At 34.2% G+C, this 18,431-nt stretch carries 18 protein-coding genes and 2 riboswitches; of the genes, 2 read left to right on the top strand and 16 right to left on the bottom strand.

The features are described 5' to 3' along the window. Positions 1 to 158: 158 nt before the first annotated feature. A complete protein-coding gene (locus tag ACE939_RS14295; RefSeq protein WP_378186279.1) occupies positions 159 to 596 on the top strand; it encodes a hypothetical protein in 438 nt (145 codons plus the stop codon). On the opposite strand, the gene moeB is transcribed toward ACE939_RS14295, so the two are convergent. The 9 genes from moeB to ACE939_RS14250 form a co-directional block, all read right to left on the bottom strand. Next, the gene (moeB, locus tag ACE939_RS14290) at positions 586 to 1,647 is read right to left on the bottom strand and encodes a molybdopterin-synthase adenylyltransferase MoeB (protein ID WP_378186278.1); all 1,062 of its coding nucleotides are present in this window, start codon (positions 1,645 to 1,647) and stop codon (positions 586 to 588) included. The two genes, ACE939_RS14295 and moeB, sit on opposite strands and share 11 nt — an antisense overlap. A 19-nt stretch (positions 1,648 to 1,666) precedes the next feature. Beyond that, a complete protein-coding gene (gene thiH / locus ACE939_RS14285) occupies positions 1,667 to 2,776 on the bottom strand; it encodes a 2-iminoacetate synthase ThiH (RefSeq protein ID WP_378186277.1) in 1,110 nt (369 codons plus the stop codon). Between the two features lie 28 nt (positions 2,777 to 2,804). After that, positions 2,805 to 3,575 (bottom strand): thiazole synthase, encoded by a 771-nt coding sequence (locus ACE939_RS14280; protein WP_378186276.1) that lies wholly within the window; start codon positions 3,573 to 3,575, stop codon positions 2,805 to 2,807. 20 nt (positions 3,576 to 3,595) lie between these two features. Then, a complete protein-coding gene (thiE, locus tag ACE939_RS14275) occupies positions 3,596 to 4,216 on the bottom strand; it encodes a thiamine phosphate synthase (RefSeq protein ID WP_378186275.1) in 621 nt (206 codons plus the stop codon). A gap of 8 nt (positions 4,217 to 4,224) precedes the next feature. Further along, positions 4,225 to 4,998: a bifunctional hydroxymethylpyrimidine kinase/phosphomethylpyrimidine kinase gene (locus ACE939_RS14270; protein WP_378186274.1), complete on the bottom strand. Its 774-nt coding sequence runs from the start codon at positions 4,996 to 4,998 to the stop codon at positions 4,225 to 4,227. Between the two features lie 2 nt (positions 4,999 to 5,000). Further along, complete coding sequence (locus ACE939_RS14265; protein WP_378186273.1) at positions 5,001 to 5,609, bottom strand: thiamine phosphate synthase; 609 nt, start codon at positions 5,607 to 5,609, stop codon at positions 5,001 to 5,003. A gap of 46 nt (positions 5,610 to 5,655) precedes the next feature. Continuing rightward, positions 5,656 to 7,515 (bottom strand): phosphomethylpyrimidine synthase ThiC, encoded by a 1,860-nt coding sequence (gene thiC / locus ACE939_RS14260; RefSeq protein WP_378186272.1) that lies wholly within the window; start codon positions 7,513 to 7,515, stop codon positions 5,656 to 5,658. Positions 7,516 to 7,553: 38 nt separating this feature from the next. Next, positions 7,554 to 7,754 (bottom strand): sulfur carrier protein ThiS, encoded by a 201-nt coding sequence (thiS, locus tag ACE939_RS14255; protein ID WP_378186271.1) that lies wholly within the window; start codon positions 7,752 to 7,754, stop codon positions 7,554 to 7,556. A 79-nt stretch (positions 7,755 to 7,833) separates the two neighbouring features. Then, positions 7,834 to 7,934, bottom strand: a riboswitch (TPP riboswitch). Between the two features lie 58 nt (positions 7,935 to 7,992). Then, positions 7,993 to 10,176 carry a TonB-dependent receptor gene (locus tag ACE939_RS14250; RefSeq protein ID WP_378186270.1) on the bottom strand — a complete coding sequence of 728 codons (2,184 nt, stop codon included), beginning with the start codon at positions 10,174 to 10,176 and terminating at the stop codon, positions 7,993 to 7,995. Between the two features lie 132 nt (positions 10,177 to 10,308). Beyond that, a riboswitch (TPP riboswitch) is annotated at positions 10,309 to 10,401 on the bottom strand. Positions 10,402 to 10,490: 89 nt separating this feature from the next. On the opposite strand from ACE939_RS14250, the gene ACE939_RS14245 reads away from it, so the two are divergent. Beyond that, positions 10,491 to 12,914, top strand: coding sequence for a hybrid sensor histidine kinase/response regulator (locus ACE939_RS14245; protein ID WP_378186269.1), 2,424 nt, complete (start codon positions 10,491 to 10,493; stop codon positions 12,912 to 12,914). Here ACE939_RS14245 and ACE939_RS14240 read toward each other — a convergent pair. The 7 genes from ACE939_RS14240 to ACE939_RS14210 all read right to left on the bottom strand — a co-directional run bounded on the left by ACE939_RS14240 (position 12,911) and on the right by ACE939_RS14210 (position 18,420). After that, positions 12,911 to 14,299, bottom strand: a complete 1,389-nt coding sequence (locus ACE939_RS14240; RefSeq protein ID WP_378186268.1) for a sigma-54-dependent transcriptional regulator — start codon at positions 14,297 to 14,299, stop codon at positions 12,911 to 12,913. The genes ACE939_RS14245 and ACE939_RS14240 overlap by 4 nt on opposite strands. 260 nt (positions 14,300 to 14,559) lie before the next feature. Then, positions 14,560 to 14,883, bottom strand: coding sequence for a hypothetical protein (locus tag ACE939_RS14235; protein ID WP_378186267.1), 324 nt, complete (start codon positions 14,881 to 14,883; stop codon positions 14,560 to 14,562). A 170-nt stretch (positions 14,884 to 15,053) separates the two neighbouring features. Next, positions 15,054 to 15,455: an alternative ribosome rescue aminoacyl-tRNA hydrolase ArfB gene (gene arfB, locus ACE939_RS14230; protein ID WP_378186266.1), complete on the bottom strand. Its 402-nt coding sequence runs from the start codon at positions 15,453 to 15,455 to the stop codon at positions 15,054 to 15,056. After that, a complete protein-coding gene (locus ACE939_RS14225) occupies positions 15,452 to 17,017 on the bottom strand; it encodes a DUF4301 family protein (RefSeq protein ID WP_378186265.1) in 1,566 nt (521 codons plus the stop codon). The genes arfB and ACE939_RS14225 overlap by 4 nt, the downstream gene beginning before the upstream one ends. Next, on the bottom strand, positions 17,014 to 17,583 hold the full coding sequence (locus ACE939_RS14220) for an AAA family ATPase (protein WP_378186264.1): 570 nt from the start codon (positions 17,581 to 17,583) through the stop codon (positions 17,014 to 17,016). Before ACE939_RS14220 ends, ACE939_RS14225 begins: the two co-directional genes overlap by 4 nt. Continuing rightward, positions 17,544 to 18,176 carry a nicotinamide riboside transporter PnuC gene (gene pnuC / locus ACE939_RS14215; protein WP_378186263.1) on the bottom strand — a complete coding sequence of 211 codons (633 nt, stop codon included), beginning with the start codon at positions 18,174 to 18,176 and terminating at the stop codon, positions 17,544 to 17,546. The genes ACE939_RS14220 and pnuC overlap by 40 nt, the downstream gene beginning before the upstream one ends. Beyond that, positions 18,160 to 18,420, bottom strand: a complete 261-nt coding sequence (locus ACE939_RS14210; RefSeq protein ID WP_378186262.1) for a hypothetical protein — start codon at positions 18,418 to 18,420, stop codon at positions 18,160 to 18,162. Before ACE939_RS14210 ends, pnuC begins: the two co-directional genes overlap by 17 nt. Positions 18,421 to 18,431 lie beyond the last annotated feature (11 nt).

Below are 18,431 nucleotides of genomic sequence, written 5' to 3'. Positions count from 1 at the left end.
AAAATCCCATTGTCATGGGACTTCAACTTAACAAATATAAGAAAAATTTATAGGTGCAAATAATTTTTACCCTTCCATTAAACAAGAGTCTCAACATATTTTTAAAACAATATGATATACAGGATGAAAAAAGTAAATTTGTAAAAAGTTTGTGCGACATGAAACGATTTAACGTAGTAGTTCTTGGTATTTTTTTTTATGTATCGTGTGCTAAAGATGATACATCTCGTGTAGATAACCCTTTTATACCTTCAGTAAATTTTACGCATACTATTAATCTTGATCTGCCACAGTACAACAGTCTTAAATTCCCAAACAATTCGTTTGTAGAAACTATTGATGGTGTAGGTGTCAAAGGTGTTATCATTTACAATGTAGATAACACACTTTATTCGGCTTTTGAGCTAAGCGATCCTAACATCACTCCTAGTTCATGTTCTGCATTGCTTGTAGAAGGTATTGAAGCTTCTTCTAACTGTGATAATGCTAATGTTTATGAAATTGTAAGCGGCAAACAATTAGAGGGTGAGGGTGGCTATCCATTGGTGCGCTACGCGATCCGTAGGGATGGCAACTCGTTAACTATTACAAACTAAACTTATTAAGTCCACCTTCCAAATTTAACAAGGTTAGATCTTTTCTAAGTTTTGTAAGAATCTGTATTGCTTTTTTGCTACGATTCCCAGATTGACAGCATAGTACAATAGGTTTAGTATTGGTAATAGAGGACGCTTTGCTTTCGAGTTCATGTAAGGGTATGTGATAACCCCCGATATTAAATTCTTGATATTCTGAGTAGTTTCGTACGTCTATCAACGTATAAAGATTTCTGTTATTCTTAAAATCTGAAGAACTGATAGTCCCTGTTTTTTTTATTCCGCAGAAAATTCCATAATCATTATCAAGCCTACTAATTTCATGGTTTATGTTTTTATCAAAATGAAGTATTTGTTGTTGCATGCTTAAAGTGTCAAAACGTAAAAGCTTCCCTTTTAAGACGACTCCAATACCAACAATCATTTTAAGTACTTCGTTTGCCATCATACCGCCTATAATCCCTGGTAATACTCCTAGCACACCTATATCAGAACAATTAGGTAGCGCATTCTCTCCAGGAGGCTCTGGAAAAAGACATCGATAAGTAGGTCCGTTATCAAAATTGAACACAGAGATTTGACCTTCAAATTTAAAAATGGAACCAAAAACCAATGGTTTCTTGGTGATAATAGCCCCATCGTTAATAAGGTATTTAGCAGGAAAATTATCAGTGCCATCTACAACAATATCATACTCTGCAAAAATAGAAAGTATGTTCAAAGTACTTAACCGCTCATTATAAGTTTTAAATCTAACGTGCGGATTTAATTTACTCAGTTTTTGAGAGGCCATGTGAACCTTGGGTTTTCCGATATCATCAACCGTATATAAAACTTGTCGTTGTAAATTTGATTGATCAACTTTATCATCATCTATAATACCTATCGTACCTACCCCTGCCGACGTTAGATATTGTAATACTGGACAACCTAATCCTCCAGCTCCAATCATCAAAACTTTACTATTTTTTAATTTTTCCTGTCCTTCTAGACCTATTTCTTCGAGAATAAGGTGTCGATTGTACTGTTTTTGTTCATTTTGTGTCAGCATACATACTTTGAGCTTAGAATCAATTAAAATATTCCCAATCTTTCCATACTACTTCCAGTCCCTTATCTTTCAGCATCCTAGTTATAGCTTCTGTAGAACGTTCGTCAGAAATTTGAAATTGCTCTAGCGATTGTTGTTCAACAACATAGCCGCCAGGATTAGTTTTAGAAGCCGCACTTATCGAAGTAATACCTAGATTAACAATATGCTCTCTAAAAAGTTCACTTTCTCTAGTAGACATGGATAGTTCTACATCTGCATCAAACAATCTAAAGGCACAAATTAATTGAACGAGATCCCTATCAGTCATTTCAACTTTTGGCTCTAATCCCCCACTATGTGGTCGTAATCTTGGAAAAGAAACCGAATATTTAGTTTTCCAATAGGTCTTTTGAAGGTAACGCAAATGAAGTGCTGTAAAAAAACTATCGGCTCGCCAATCTTCTAAACCAAATAGAGCTCCAAGTCCAATCTTATGAACTTGCGCGCGTCCCAACCGATCTGGTGTTTCTAATCGATACTTAAAATTTGACTTTTTGCCTTTTGGATGATGCTTTTTATATTCCTTTTGATGATAGGTTTCTTGGTATACCAGAACAGCATAAAGTCCCGCTGCTATTAACTCCTCATAATCTTCTTGATCGAGTGGCTGTACCTCGATTGTAATATTAGCAAAGTACGACCTAATTAGTGTAATCGCATTTTTAATATAGGAAACCCCTACAGTTTTGTTAGCCTCTCCTGTTACCAGAAGGATATGATTATGTCCTTTTGATTTAAGATAGGAAACTTCTTCAATAATTTCTGAATCTGTAAGAGTACGCCTTGGGATTTTATTGGTCATGCTAAACCCACAATATGTACAGATATTTTGACATTCATTACTCAAATACATTGGAGCATACATTTGAATCGTATTACCAAAACGTTTTTTTGTAATGCTACTGCTCTTCTGCGCCATGATTTCCAAAAAAGGACGTGCAGCGGGCGAAAGTAACGCTTTAAAATCGTCTAAGTCCAAACGCTCTGAATGTAGTGCTCGCACTACATCAGTTTGTGTCTTTGAATAAATACTACGTAACACATCATCCCAATTATAGGACTCAAATAAAGTTTGAAAGGTTTTCATAAGTAAGACATATAAACTCTAACCACTATTATAAATCTAAAAATGATGTCAAAGGACTACTTGCTTTTGCTTCGCTTATTGCAGCACCGAGTTTAGCTAAATGTGCAAGTCTACCAGCACTAACAGCTAATTTAAATGCTTGAGACATAGCCACTGGATCTTTACTAACCGCGATCGCTGTGTTTACTAATACTGCATCGGCACCTATTTCCATAGCCTGTGCCGCATGCGATGGACTACCAATACCCGCATCTATAATAACGGGTACATTACTTTGATCAATAATAATTTTTAAAAATTCCAAAGTTTTAAGTCCTTGATTGCTGCCAATCGGTGACCCTAGAGGCATAACACATTGTACTCCTGCCTCCTCTAAGCGTTTACATAATACTGGATCTGCATGGATGTATGGCATTACTACAAAATCTAGCTTTACTAATTCTTCGGCTGCCCTAAGGGTTTCGATAGGGTCTGGAAGAAGATATTTAGGGTCGGGATGAATTTCTAATTTAATCCAATTAGTATCTAATGCCTCACGCGCCATCTGAGCGGCAAAAATCGCTTCTTTTGCAGATCTAACTCCAGAAGTATTAGGTAGCAAATTAATTTTTGGATGATTGAGATAGGTGACTATATCATCATTTTGATTCTCTAAATTTACTCGTTTTAACGCAACAGTGACAAGTTCGCTTTCTGACATTTTGAGCGCATCTACCATAAGCTGTAAGGAACTAAATTTACCAGTTCCTGTAAATAGTCTTGAGGAGAATTCTTTATTAGCTATTGTTAATGTGTCCATAGTGAGGAGTGGTTTTGTTATTATCCTAATAGGTTTTTAATGGCGTTTAATTTATTATCAAAAGTTTCTTGATGAGATAACAAAGTTGAGACGGCAATTCCTGATACACCAGTTCTCATCAACAAATCGACATCATTTTCTGTAATCCCTCCAATAGCGACAACAGGTACTTTTAACATATGATCTTTAATTCCATCCAAAATTTGTTGATACCCCATGATGCCTAAAATCGGACTTAATTTTTTTTTGGTTTTAGTATATCGATAAGGACCTAACCCTACGTAATCTACATCACTCTCAAAAAGACGTATGCAATCTGCTTTCGTATTAGCAGTGCCTCCGATAATAGCATTAGAACCTAATACCTTACGAGCTTCTTTTATATTCATATCCATGGATCCAAGATGCACCCCATCAGCTTGAGATGCTTTAGCTATACCAACGGCATCATTTACGATAAAAATTGCCTCATATTGATCACAAAGTACTCGGCAATGCATCGCTATTTTTAAATGTGTTACCAGATCTACATTTTTGAGCCGAAGTTGTATCCACTTCACTCCAGCTTTACAAACCCTTTCAATATTAGTTAGATGATCCTCTGGCGTTAACCCTTGTGAAATATATTGTAGTTGATGCATAGCTGCCTTTAATCGTTAATATTGTAAGTTTGATAATGATAGCCCAACAGTTCTTTGTTGGAATTTAAAAATTTTTCGGTATACTGTTTTGCTTTATCACAAGCCTCTTCGATAGTGTTTCCTAAAGCCAAATAACTCACAATTGAAGAAGATAATACACATCCACTACCATGTTTTGGCATACAAGCTGTAGTATTTGCTTTAAAAACTAAATGTCGTCCATTTTTCATGAAGAGTTCATCTTGCCCTACGAAATCTTTACGGTGTCCACCTTTTAGTAAAAGATGCGTTTTTTTTCTTATGTACTGAACTGTTTCTGAGATCCCTTTATTAGGATATATTTTCTGAATTTCATTAAAATTTGGCGTAAGTAGAAAAATTTTTTCCAGCACTTTATCTAGTTCAATATCTGAAACCTCATGAAATGTAAACTTTGTGCTCGAACTTATGACTGGATCTAAGATAATTTTCAGTTTGCTGTTGTTTACTAATAAGATATCTAGAATTTTATTTAAAATCTTCCAGTTTTCAATAATGCCTATTTTTATAACGCCTATTTTGAAACGCTCGAGTATTATATGAATTTGATCTACTATTATATCAACAGATATCCAATGACAAGCATGAAATTCTATATCATTTTGTACTGTATTTGCGGTACAAACTCCTAGTCCATAGACACCAAGTGACTCAAAAGTTTTTATATCTGCAGTTAATCCAGCACCACTTGAAGGATCAAAACCAGCTATAGTAAGTACATTGGGTCTATTTTCTGGCGTCATTCTTATTCTAATTTTTGATATATCTTGTTATAGCTATTCTTAACATCTTTAAAATTTTCAAGAAAATTTTTTGTATTCCATACAGCACCCAAAATAGCAATGCCTTTAAATCCAAGATTATAAGCTTTATAAACAGTTAGTTTTGTAATACCCCCCAAACCTATGACAAAAGCATTTACACTTGACACATCAAAATTTTTGCCTTTATAATTAGACTTAGAAATAGCATCAAAAACAGGACTTAGAAATACATAACTAAAACCCACAGAAATATTTTCAAGATCACTTTTGGTATGAAAAGAACTCGTTATCTTATACCCCTTTTTAATGAACTTATTAACATGTATTTTTAATGTGTTACCTAATGCTAAACGCTTTTGCTCTTGTAGATGAACACCTCCAAGATCGAGGGTTTCAACGAGTTCATGATACTGATGTATTATAATTTTCTTGTAATACTTAGAATTTATTTTATTCAATAAGTCCTTGTAACCCTTAAAATCTAAAAAGGGTTTGCGTATATGTAACTGCTCTAAACCATGCTCAAATAATTGATTAATTTTAAAAGCTTCATCTTTAATAGCCTCTTCTGATGTAATGACAATTAGCATAATAATTCAGTTAAGAAATAAGTGTTCTATTAATTGTTTTTCAAATTTAAAGATACACTTCGCTACCTTTCTCTTTAAACTCTGTAGCCTTTTCTTGCAATCCTTTTTCTAGAGCAATATTTTCTTCTATTTCCTTGTTTGCAGCGTATTCTCTTACTTCTTGAGAAATTTTCATCGAGCAAAATTTAGGTCCACACATACTACAAAAATGGGCGATTTTAGCACCCTCAGCAGGCAGTGTTTCATCATGGTATTCTCTTGCCAACTCTGGATCCAATGATAAATTAAATTGATCATTCCATCTAAACTCAAAACGAGCTTTACTCAATGCATCATCTCTATGTTGTGCACCAGGATGTCCCTTGGCCAAATCTGCAGCATGAGCGGCTATTTTATAAGTAATAACTCCTGTTCTTACATCCTCTTTGTTAGGTAAACCTAAATGCTCTTTTGGTGTTACATAACATAGCATGGCTGTTCCATACCATCCAATCATTGCTGCTCCTATACCTGATGTAATGTGATCATAACCTGGCGCTATATCAGTCGTTAATGGACCTAAAGTGTAAAAGGGCGCTTCTCCACACGCCTCCAACTGTTTGTCCATATTAGCTTTGATCATATGCATGGGGACGTGTCCTGGACCTTCAATAAAAGTTTGAACATCATGTTTCCATGCAATTTTGGTTAATTCACCCAAAGTTTCTAATTCTGCAAACTGCGCTTCATCATTTGCATCTGCTATACATCCTGGTCGTAACCCATCACCTAGAGAGAATGCAACGTCATAAGCTTTCATAATTTCACAAATTTCTTCAAAATGAGTATAAAGAAAACTTTCTTTATGATGCGCCAAACACCATTTTGCCATAATGGATCCTCCACGTGAGACAATACCTGTAATTCTCTTGGCAGTCATTGGCACATAGGCTAACCTAACCCCTGCATGAATGGTAAAGTAATCTACTCCTTGTTCGGCTTGTTCGATAAGGGTGTCTTTAAAAATTTCCCACGTTAAATCCTCTGCCTTACCATTTACTTTTTCTAAAGCTTGATAGATCGGCACAGTACCAATGGGTACAGGGGAATTACGAATTATCCATTCTCGGGTTTCATGTATATTGTTTCCTGTAGAAAGATCCATAATATTATCTGCACCCCAACGACACGCCCAAACTGCTTTTTCGACTTCTTCTTCGATACATGAGGTTGTGGCAGAGTTTCCAATATTTGCATTAATTTTAACTAGAAAATTACGTCCTAAGATCATTGGTTCACTCTCAGGATGATTGATGTTTGAGGGTATTACTGCACGTCCTCTGGCCACCTCTTCTCTTACAAACTCTGGTGTAATAACTTGCGGAATATTTGCGCCAAAATCCTGTCCTGGATGCTGTATAGATAGACGTTTCACTTCCTGCAACTTTTGATTCTCTCGTATTGCAACATACTCCATCTCTGGCGTTATGATTCCTTGCTTGGCATAATGCATTTGTGATACATTCTTGCCTTTTTTAGCTTTTCTTGGTTTATGTATATGATTAAATCTCAAATGATCCAGTTGCTCATCATTAAGCCTTTGATTACAATAAATTGAAGAAAATTTATCTAACTGTTCGATATCATCGCTTTTGGAAATCCATGATTCTCGTATGCGATCGATACCAGTATGCACATCAATATTTTTGGAAGGATCGGTATAGGGACCACTAGTATCATAAACCGTTACTGGTTGATTTGGTGTTTTCTTTTTTGAAAAACTATCTGTAGTATCATCCAGTTGAATCTCGCGCATAGCGACATTAACCTCTGGATGTATCGTTCCTTTTACATAGATTTTTTTTGACGCCGGAAAAGGGGTTGTGGTAATAATATGCTGTTTTGGTGCTGTATCTTGTTTTTTCATAGTAAAATATTTGAGCAAATTGGTTTATAATCTAAAAATTATCCTCCTTGGGTGGCTTGAATAATTGTAATATTATCCTTCTCTTCGATATTAGTGGTATTCCATTGGTCTTTGCCAACAACACGGTTATTTTGAGCAACTGCAATTCCAGTTTCAGGGATTGATAGCTGTTGCAAAAGTTCTCTTATAGAACTAGGATTCTTTATCGTTTGAGCAATATTGTTTACAGTTATGGTCATACATATTTAAATTTGTAACCATAAACTTAGGAGGAGACATAATAGTTTATGTCTTTGAAGAATTTACTACTTTATTAGCACTACAGTAGTAACTTTTCCCTTCGTCGGTATTAACCGCATCAGGTTCAAAGGGTAATTTCTCAGACCTAACCGAAGTTAAGGACACCCCTAAAGTTTATAGGATAAAAATAAGAAAACTAAACTAATTAAAATAACTAGATAGTTTTTAATTCGTTTATTAAAATTTTAAAGTTACACCCACCAAAAAATTGATACCCGCTTGTGGGTAAAAAAACACATCTTCTGCGGTACTTACAGTTCCTGGTACGCTAAAATCATCTTCGTATGTATAAAAATATCCATTGGACTCATATTTCTGGTCAAAAACATTATTTATCAAACCTGTAAAGAGTACTGATTTAAAAAAGGGTATTGTTTTCAGTTCGTAAACAATATTAAAATCATTCACAAAAAAAGCATCTAGTTTTGAGGTTTCACTATCTATATTACCCATAAATTGCTCGCCTACATATTTTGATAAAAATCCAATTTGCAAATTTTTAAGGGGACGATAGGCTATCATATTACCAGCTACTATAGCAGGTGAGTATGATATATTTGTATCGCCTAGTGCTACCAAACCACCATCTCTAGTCGTTACAAAATCCTTGTTCTTATTTGTACTTAATGCAACATTTGGCCTGATACTCAATTGATCTGTTAGCAAAATATCTGCATCAATCTCGATGCCTAATCGGTAACTCTTACCACTTGTTGTTCTTTCAAAATTACCAGTATCATCTAAAGCCCCTGTAAGAACTAGCTGATCTTGATACCACATATAGTAGATATTGGCGTTAAAAATTGTTTTGTTTTTTTTAAACCTCCAACCTAGCTCAATATCTTCTAATCGCTCTGCAGTGTATATGTCATTCTCAAAATCAGCTCTGCGAGGTTCTCTATTTGCTACTGCATATGACATATATATTTGGTTGGCAGAACTCACTTGGTAAGTTGCTCCTAACTTCGGATTAAAAAAATCGTACCGCTTATCAACATTCAAAGGTGCTCTATCTGAAGTTAGACCATCTGTATTGTAATTCACAAATCGCCCTTGAAGATCTACGAATGCACTCAATTTATCAGTAACTCTATAGGTTGCTTTGCCAAAAATAGAAAACTCTTCCTTTTTACCATTACCGAAGTAATATTGGTCTCGTATCTCGGATCCACCTGCATTTTGTGCCCAAATAATTTCTCCAAAATGATCTCCATCATAATAACTGTAAAAAGCTCCAAAATCTATATCAATACTATTATTCTTATAATTAGCCGAAGCATTTACAACATAAAAATCATTATCAAGCCATCGTCGACGTATTAAATCAGTAGTTTCTATGGTTTCATCACCTACAATAATTGGTGTCAAATCATAGTTTTCAAAATCTTGATCTTCCTTATATTGTTCAAAATATCCTCTTCCATAGGTATAGTTTAACCCAAGATTTGTAGACCAATTATTATTATACTTTTGGTTCCAATGCAATTGATAATGATCTTGTTTGTAGTTATCTACTTCATTATCATAAAAACGATCGTTTCCATTCTCATCGGTATAGGCACCGACAGAATTAAATGTTCTGTTTTCCTTTAAAGTTTCTGGATCAACCCCGTTCCATGACTGGTAGGTAATCTCATGTCCCCCAAACGTTATCGCTTTAATTAAAGTGTTATCATTAACATAAGAACTTTGAAGATAATAGGATTTTAGATCAGATGAAGCTCTATCTATATAGCCATCTGAGGCTATAGCCGAGAGTCTTCCTGCTATTTCAATATGATCATTAAGGATTCCTGTACTAAATTTTACAGTATGCTTTCTTGTATCAAAAGAACCAAATGAATTTGCCACTTCAGCATAAGCCTGATTTGAAACGGCATCAGTTAGTAAATTTAAACTAGCCCCAAATGCTCCAGATCCATTGGTAGATGTTCCCACTCCACGTTGAAGCTGCAAGTTTTCGATTGACGAAGAAAAATCAGGCAAATTTACCCAAAATGTACCTTGACTCTCTGCATCATTAAATGGAATACCGTTAAGGGTAACATTGACTCTAGAAGCATCACTCCCTCTCACCCTTATATATGTGTATCCAACCCCAGCACCGGCATCTGTAGAAGTTACTACACTAGGAAGATAATTCAATAATACAGGTATATCTTGACCAAGATTACGCGTTTGAATTTCTTTCTTTGACAGATTAGAATGAGTAATAGGCGAATCTGCCTCTACTCGTACTGTTTTTACTAATACTTCCTCAAGTTTTTCAATAGCTGAAGCAACACTATCTTTTGGTGATGTTTGTGCAAAGCCAAAGCTTATGCTTACTAAATAAAAAGCAATTAATAGACTATTTTTCATTCGTATTACTGTTACGAATAAAAGGGGTTATTATTCTATGATTTGTGATAATTATAAAAAAATAAGTGATTTGTATATGTCTACTATTTCACTATACATACACTTATAACACCTGTTGTCAAAAAATTTCTCAATCTTTTGGCGCCGTCGTCCCTTAGCAGCATTACCTGCCCAGGTTCATCGGGTATAATCTCAGCCTCCTAAAAAGCACCCCTTATGAGATAAGGGCACAAAAATATCATGTTTAAAGGATTTATCATACCTTTAATAGAACTAAATTTTAAGTTACTTAATTTTGTAGTTTGACAGTGCTTATGAAAAATACTAAAAGATCGGTAACTTTTAAAATTGTAGCTAGTTATTTTTTGGCTGGAGTGCTTGCGGTGATTGCTTTTTGGGTGATCTATAGACAAATAAATAATTACACGCAGATTACTGAAATTAAAAACAAAAACAACGAAAAACTTTTTTTGGTTGGGGAAACCTTAACTGGACTTTATGAGGCAGAAAGTTTGACACGTAACATTGTACAAACCGCCGACGTAGATAAATTTAAAAATTATAAAGCCAAAATCGATACCATACTTAAAACTATTCATAAGGTTTCTGAAATATCAGAAGACAGTTTACAGACAATTAAAATCGATAGTTTAAAATATTTAATCGATAGTAAAAACAAAAATTTTGAGGAACTTATCAAATTATACAAACAACGAAAAGAGAAAGGAATATATGCAACAGCTATTGACGAATTAAAAAAGGCTAATGAGTCTTTTGACGACGCCGACTATGAGAAACGTTTTAGAACTTTAGATCCACAGTTTCGTAAATCGGTAGTGAATATTATAAGCTTAACGAAAGAAGATAACGCAGAGCGACTCACAAATCAGACTATAGATTCATTGACAACTACTGTAAGACAAGTGCTTACCGAGTTAGAAGAACGCGACAAAAAATATAAGCTTCAAATTTCTCAAAAAGAAAATAAACTATTAGAAAAGGATCAGGTCATTACGCGTCAATTACGAGATCTCTTGGCAACTATTGAGAAAAATGAACGAAACGATTATTATCAACGCTTAGAAGCCTCAAGTCAAATGCTTGATAAGACTTCTAGGATTATAGTAATTATCGCTTTAGCAAGTTTACTTGTTGCCATTGTTTTTTTATTTTTAATAATTAGAGATGTCTCACGAAGTCAAACATATCGAATCGCACTAGAAGAAGAAAAAGCTTATAAAGAGTCTCTTTTAAAAACCAGAGAAACGCTAATTACTACCGTAACCCACGATTTAAGATCACCACTCAACTCAGTCATTGGATATTCGGACCTCTTAGGAAAAACAGCGTTAAACACAAAGCAAGAACATTATCTGGATCACTTAAAAAAATCCTCAGACTACATCCTGCATTTGGTCAATGATTTATTGGACTTATCCAAACTTGAAGCGGGAAAAATGATTATCGAAGAACTTCCATTCACTCCCAAAAAAGTTATTGAATCTACGGTGATGAGTGCTATCCCTATAAATGATCCAAAACAACTTGCAATTAATATAGATACTGAGGAGAGTTTAACGAGACAATATTTGAGTGATCCCTTTAGAATTAAACAGGTGCTCACAAATTTGATAAACAATGCCTACAAATTTACAAATAGCGGGTCTATTACTGTATCTAGTAAAATTTTAGAAAATGGGGTATCAGAAGAGCACTTAATTATAAAGATTAAAGATACAGGAATTGGTATTACTGAAGAGCAGCAGCAACACATTTTTGAGGAGTTCTCTCAAGGAGACGACAATACCGAAAAACAATATGGTGGGTTTGGTTTGGGATTGGCAATCACCAAAAAAATTATTTTACTCTTAAAAGGAACTATCACTTTGGAAAGCACTCCTGGCGAAGGCAGCATATTTACAGTTACAATACCTGTGCAGCGCAGCCATATGCTTTTGGTCGAAGAAGATTCGGACAACAAAAATTACAAAGCACTAAAAGATAAACGTGTCCTTTTAGTAGATGATGATCCTACACAGTTAACTCTTACTTGCGAAGTTGCAGAGTTAGCGGGATTGCAGTATGACAGTGCCTCCAATGCAAAAACTGCATTAAAGCTCGCTCTAACAAAAGAGTACGATCTTATTTTGACCGACATACAAATGCCGCAAATGGATGGTTTCGAATTTCTTACCATGTTGCAAACTAATGAACAGACAAGTCAAATTCCCGTAATTGCATTATCGGGAAGAACAGACACTACCGATACCGATTATAAAAAAGCTGGATTTGCTGATAGCTTGCGAAAACCTTATGCACCTAATACACTTTTAGAATTAATAGCAAATACTTTGCAAATTGATACTAGAGTATTAGCCTATACTAGTGAGTCTGAAACTAACAATAATGAATATTCACTACACGACTTAATGGCTTTTGCACAAGGGGATTCCGAAAGTTTGTACGCGATCTTAGACACATTTTATAACAGTACTGAAACAAATCTAAAACTTCTGAAAAAGGCTGTAAAAACGAACGATATAGAAGAGATAAAATCAATCACCCATAAAATTCTTCCTATGTTTAGACAGATAAAAGCTACCGAAGTAGTTGAGCTGCTAGAACGAACAGAACAGCCCGAAACTTATCACCTATCGAATGACGATATCAAAAAATTAACAAACCAGAGTATCCAGAAAATACACGCACTTATTGATAAGTTGAAAGTAGAAGGTTAAAGGCTAATATCGTATTGCTTCAGCTTATTATATAAAGTTTTGCGGTCGATTGATAACATCCTAGCTGCTTTTGCTTTATTACCATTTGCCTTTTCAAGTGCATCCAAAATTAATTCCTGTTCATTTCTATTTTTAAATAAGCCATAAGTATTTTTGGGTGCTGTCGCTGTATGTACTATGTCACTTGGGAGCACCGCTAGTGTTATCCAGTCACTCTGAGTTAGTAAAACGGAACGCTTAACAATGTTTTTAAGCTCTCTCAAGTTACCTGGCCAACTATACTTTTTGAATGCCTCTAGCACCTCATCTTCAAAACCAACTACATTTTTTTCTAACTCTTCATTTGATTCTTCAAGAAAATGATTTGCAAAAAGCATAAGGTCTTCTATTCGATCTCGAAGAGGAGGCACTTTGACTGAAAACTCATTAAGTCGATGGTATAAATCTTCTCTAAAATCTCCTTCTTTTACAGCGCTACTCAAATCTTCATTAGTTGCCGCAATTACTCTTATATCTACTTCAATTTCTTTATTACTTCCAACAGGTTTTACTTTTCGTTCTTGCAAAGCTCTTAATAATTGAACTTGCAATTCATAGCTCAAGTTTCCAATTTCATCCAAAAATAAGGTACCTCCATTAGCTGCTTCAAAATGGCCTACCTTATCATTTACCGCTCCAGTAAAGGATCCTTTAATATGACCAAAAAATTCACTGGAAGCTATTTCTTTTGGTATAGCTCCACAGTCAACAGCGATAAAGGGTTTCTCTGTTCTATTACTTTCTTTATGTATGCTACTTGCTATATATTCTTTTCCTGTACCACTATCTCCAATGATAAGGACAGACATTTTTGTAGGCGCTACTAGTGCAACATACTCATTTAATTTTTTTGAAGCATCGCTAATTCCTTTCACAAAAGATGCGGCTTCCTTTTTTAAATTATCGGTTTTCTTTTTTTCTTTCGGTTTTTGATCACTTATACTTTCTTTATCTTGAACAGCTTGATCTGGAACCGGTGTAATTATCGTAGTTTTAAGTGCATTTTCAATCGTATGCAATATAGTATCGGGGTTAAAAGGTTTGGAAACATAATCAAACGCTCCCTGTTTTATGGCGGTTACTGCCATATTAACCTCGGCATAACCAGTCATCACAATTACTTGAGTGGTGAGGCTTTTTTGTTGTATTTCTTTAAGTAGAGAAATTCCGTCAATGTCAGGTAATCTAACGTCTGTTAATATTACATCAAAATTATGATCCTGAATTTTTATTGAAGCCTCACTACCCGAAAATGCGGTAGTAACTTCATAATTTTTCTTGGTTAAAAAGGTTTTGAGCATTGTACAAAAAGCTACATCATCCTCTACAATCAATATTTTGGACATATTTTTTTAAATTGAATTTTTTTACTATTAAATAGTAGCGTTACGAATTATAAAAATAGACTGGGGAAATAGTCTTTAAAATCATCCAAAGATAAGCAGATATACTATAAAGTTAATGATTTTTTTAAGTGGTTTCTATTAATAAAAGAAGAAATAAAGAAATAAAAAAAGAGACTCTTGGGATCGAGTCTCTTTGTAGCACTAAACAACTTTATATCGTTTTATGGTTGTGAAACGATACTCCTTTTCTACCCCTAGATTTAAGATTTGTCGTCTGGCTTAATCCATTTGCCTTTAGGGCTTGCATACATGACTTTTGTAATGCTATTTTTATTTACAAGAACAATCTTATAATGTTTATTATCAGAAATAAATGCTTCTTTAATTCTATAATCTTCAAAATCTGTTGCAGCTTTATCTTGAATTATCATCGGTAATTCTACAATTTCGATAGCGGTAAAATTTAACCTCTCAATTGTTTTTATAGTGTTGGTATCGTATATTTCATTCTCTTCTTGAGCTTGAATACCTTGTGCTGATACTAGACTAATAACTGCTAAAAATAAATAAGGCAACTTTTTCATACAATTAATAAATAGTAATAATTGTTCCAAAAAGCTAAAGTATTAAAGAATATAATTAACACTCTAAATGTTAGAGTGTTAACTAAAGTGTTAATGTATCCAATATTCTTAAATTAAAGAGGAATACCCAAATAAGTGTGGATTTTTTACACAATTACATTGATACGAGTCTAAAAGTCTAAGTTTCGTCGATTGTTTTTCTTTTGTGCATGTTTCTTTTTGTTATCCAGTCGCTTACTTACACTTGATCGGGAAGGTTTTGTTGCTATTCTTACGGCATCAGATATAAGTGCTGTTCTCAAAATTTCGAGTAAGCGCTGAATCCCCAAATTTTTATTGCGGTGCTGATTCCTACTAGTATCACATCCTATTTGTAAAAACCCTTCTTTAGATATTCGAGAGGAAAGCTTTAACCCTATTTTGTCCTTTTCTTGATGAGTTAAGCCTTTAGAGTTTTTGATATTTAATCTAACCATAACTTTGGATGAAACTTTATTTACATGTTGACCACCCGCACCCGAACTTCGGGTTGCTTTAAACTCTAATTCCTTTAATATTATCTGGGTTTTCACAAAAACAATTTTACTTGATGTGCCGATTTTAAGAGATCATTGACAGATTTAACGGGATTGAAAGTCGTGAGAGGTACTTCGACAAACACGCTAATCCAATTAGACATTGCACCGTTCCATAATCCTGGTAATTCCAAAGCTTTTAACTTATGCCCATTCATAGTTTTTGTCGTTATAAAACCAGAATCAGGATCCACAAATTCTAACAGATTAAACTTTTCCCCTTTATAATTTCTCACACCACATACTAAATCAACAGGATTGAAGTGTGTAGCACTTGCCAGAATATCTTTTTGTCTTCGGTCGTTTTTATTTATCTGCGGGGCCTCGATAATTTGCAAAACAACTCTACCATTTTCTTGTTTAATCCAAAATGGTCCTCCTCCAGGTTCTCCTTCGTTTATAACCATTCCGCAAACTCTAATAGGACGATCCAATGACTCTTTTAAAAAACTGATTTTAAAATGATCCGCAAACTTATCAAAGTCTAATGGTAATCTTACATTAAGCTCTTCTACCAAAAATTGCTTGATTTGCGTAAGTTTGGTGTCTGTCAATACTTCTTTATCTATGGACTCAAGAATGCGGAACACCTCTTTTTGAATTTCTAATAATTTACCTGCTAGTACTTTTTTGAAACCAGATAATTCGCTCTGATATTTACGCACTACTACATTATCAATATTTTTAATATAAATAATATCTGCATCCAGATCATTAAGATTCTCTATCAATGCCCCATGTCCACCTGGTCTAAAAAATAGTTTTCCATCCTCAAGTCTAAAAGGTTTATTATCTAGAGTCACCGCAATCGTATCGGTTTCTGGTTTCTGAAATGAATAAGAAATTTCAAATTTTGTAGCCGTCTTTGTTTCGACATCCCTACGAATTCGATCAAATTCACTATTAAAAGCGTCGAGATGTTCTTTGGATATAGTAAAGTGTATTTTGGAAGCCTTATTACCATTTACATTATAACCCGCAGCTTCATAAAGATGTTCTTCAAAAGCCGTAGCTACGCTTTCTGTATATTTATGAAAAGGCAATAATCCTTTGGGATACCATCCATAATTTAATCCCTTTTTTCTAAGCATAACTTCTACAAATAGGTAGAGTTGCTCTCCTTCAGATAAAAGATCAAATTTAGGCGAAAGCCTTCTCACCTCTTTCATGACAGTCTCATAAAAAGGAAATTTCTCTAGACCAATTAAAAATAGACGAATTGCATCAGCTTTTTCATGATTCGTATACGAGTTTAAACTCTCTTTATCCGCATTATAGTAGTCTAAAAAACGAAAGAGCTCTTTAAACATTCTAGATGCAGCACCCGACGCGGGTACAAATTTAATGGTGTCTAAGTTTTGTATGGAGCTCTCATAGCGATTAATTAATTCTTTCTGATATTTTTCAGAGAATTTTGTAATACCATTATCCAGGGTTGCAGCACTACGTAAAGCTACAAATGGAATTTCATTTTTGAAAATTTCAATTTGTGACAGCACCTTCTCCACTGTCAACCCTTTTGATTCAATTAATTTAATGTCGCTATCTGTTATATTCACTTTTTTAATTCTTTAAGAGCATCAATACTTTGTATTGCCAATTTTAATCTTGCTTGTTCATTTCCCTTTAAAATAACATAAGGACGATCATGATTATCCAAAGCTTTTTTGAAATGCTGAAACATTTCTTCTCGTTGGTTAGGTTTATCTCTAAGATCATCTGGAGTCCAAGGAGTATCAATATAAGTTAAAAGATACAAATCATAAGAATTCAAACGTGAAAATTTATCTAAAATATCTGGAACCCTTCCATCAAAATAGACTTGAGAGTAAACTTTGGTTTCTAACAAATCTGTATCCGATATCAAGATTTCTACGTTTTGCTTCACCGCTTCATTCTCAAGTTTCATTTGACCTATTGCTATAGGTAATAAATCATCATACGTACAAATCTTTTGATCTTTATCCCACTTTTCTTGTAGGTATAGCCGCGCATATTCCTCTACCCATATGGTATTGTAATGCCTTGCTAGTTGTTTAGAAATTGTTGTTTTACCTGTAGACTCTGGTCCAAAAATAACAATTTTTAAACAGTTGCTAGGGTGTTGTTTAAGCTTTTCTTCCATGATAAATATCCAAAAATAGCAAGTACGGTAAAAATCACATACTGCAAACTCGTAAACGTAAAACCTTTGTAGAAGTACAGAGGAATTGAAATTAGATCTCCGATAATCCAATATATCCAGTTTTCGATTTTTCGTTTTGCCATTAACCACATACCTATAAAAAATATTGCAGTAGTTAAGGTGTCAATATATGCGGTCCAGTCCTTCCATTTATCAAAAATCTGATAAATACTATACACAAATAATACGGCGAACACTCCTATTCCCAATTGTATCCATTGTTCTTGTTTGGTGGTGCTACTTATAGCAACTACTTCAACATTATTTATTTTTTTTGACCATAAGTACCAACCATAGATACTCATAATAAAATAGTAGGCATTAATAAGTAAATCGCCTAATAATGACCATTGTAACAGCAGGTACACAAAAATTCCTGTACTAATAATACCTGTAGGATATACCCAGATTTTATTCAATTTGGCAAAAAACACGCTAAGAACACCAAAGAATACAGCTATAATTTCTAACCATATATGAAGCAACGCATAGTCTTTATATTGACTAAAAAGTATTTCAAAAATGTGGTTCATAATCGCTTCTGTTACTTTTCACTATCTTTAAAAATACAAGTACGTGCTCCATCGTTCCGAAGGCGATTTTTATTTCCTTGGTCAAAAAATTCATGAGTTTATCGTAGTCTCCATAAATTTGAGTACTCAATGGATTTTCTAATACCACAAACTCTGAAGCTCTTAAAACTTTAATAAATTTAATAATAGGAGTTTCAAAATCCTTTTCCAAAGGCGTTAGAGTAAGTTCTATTGATACCTTCATTATTTTAAATT

The organism is Aquimarina rhodophyticola, assembly GCF_042434915.1.
Lineage (GTDB): Bacteria > Bacteroidota > Bacteroidia > Flavobacteriales > Flavobacteriaceae > Aquimarina.
The sequence above is the reverse complement of the archived record's forward strand: the minus strand, read 5'-3'. Positions and strand labels throughout refer to the sequence as shown.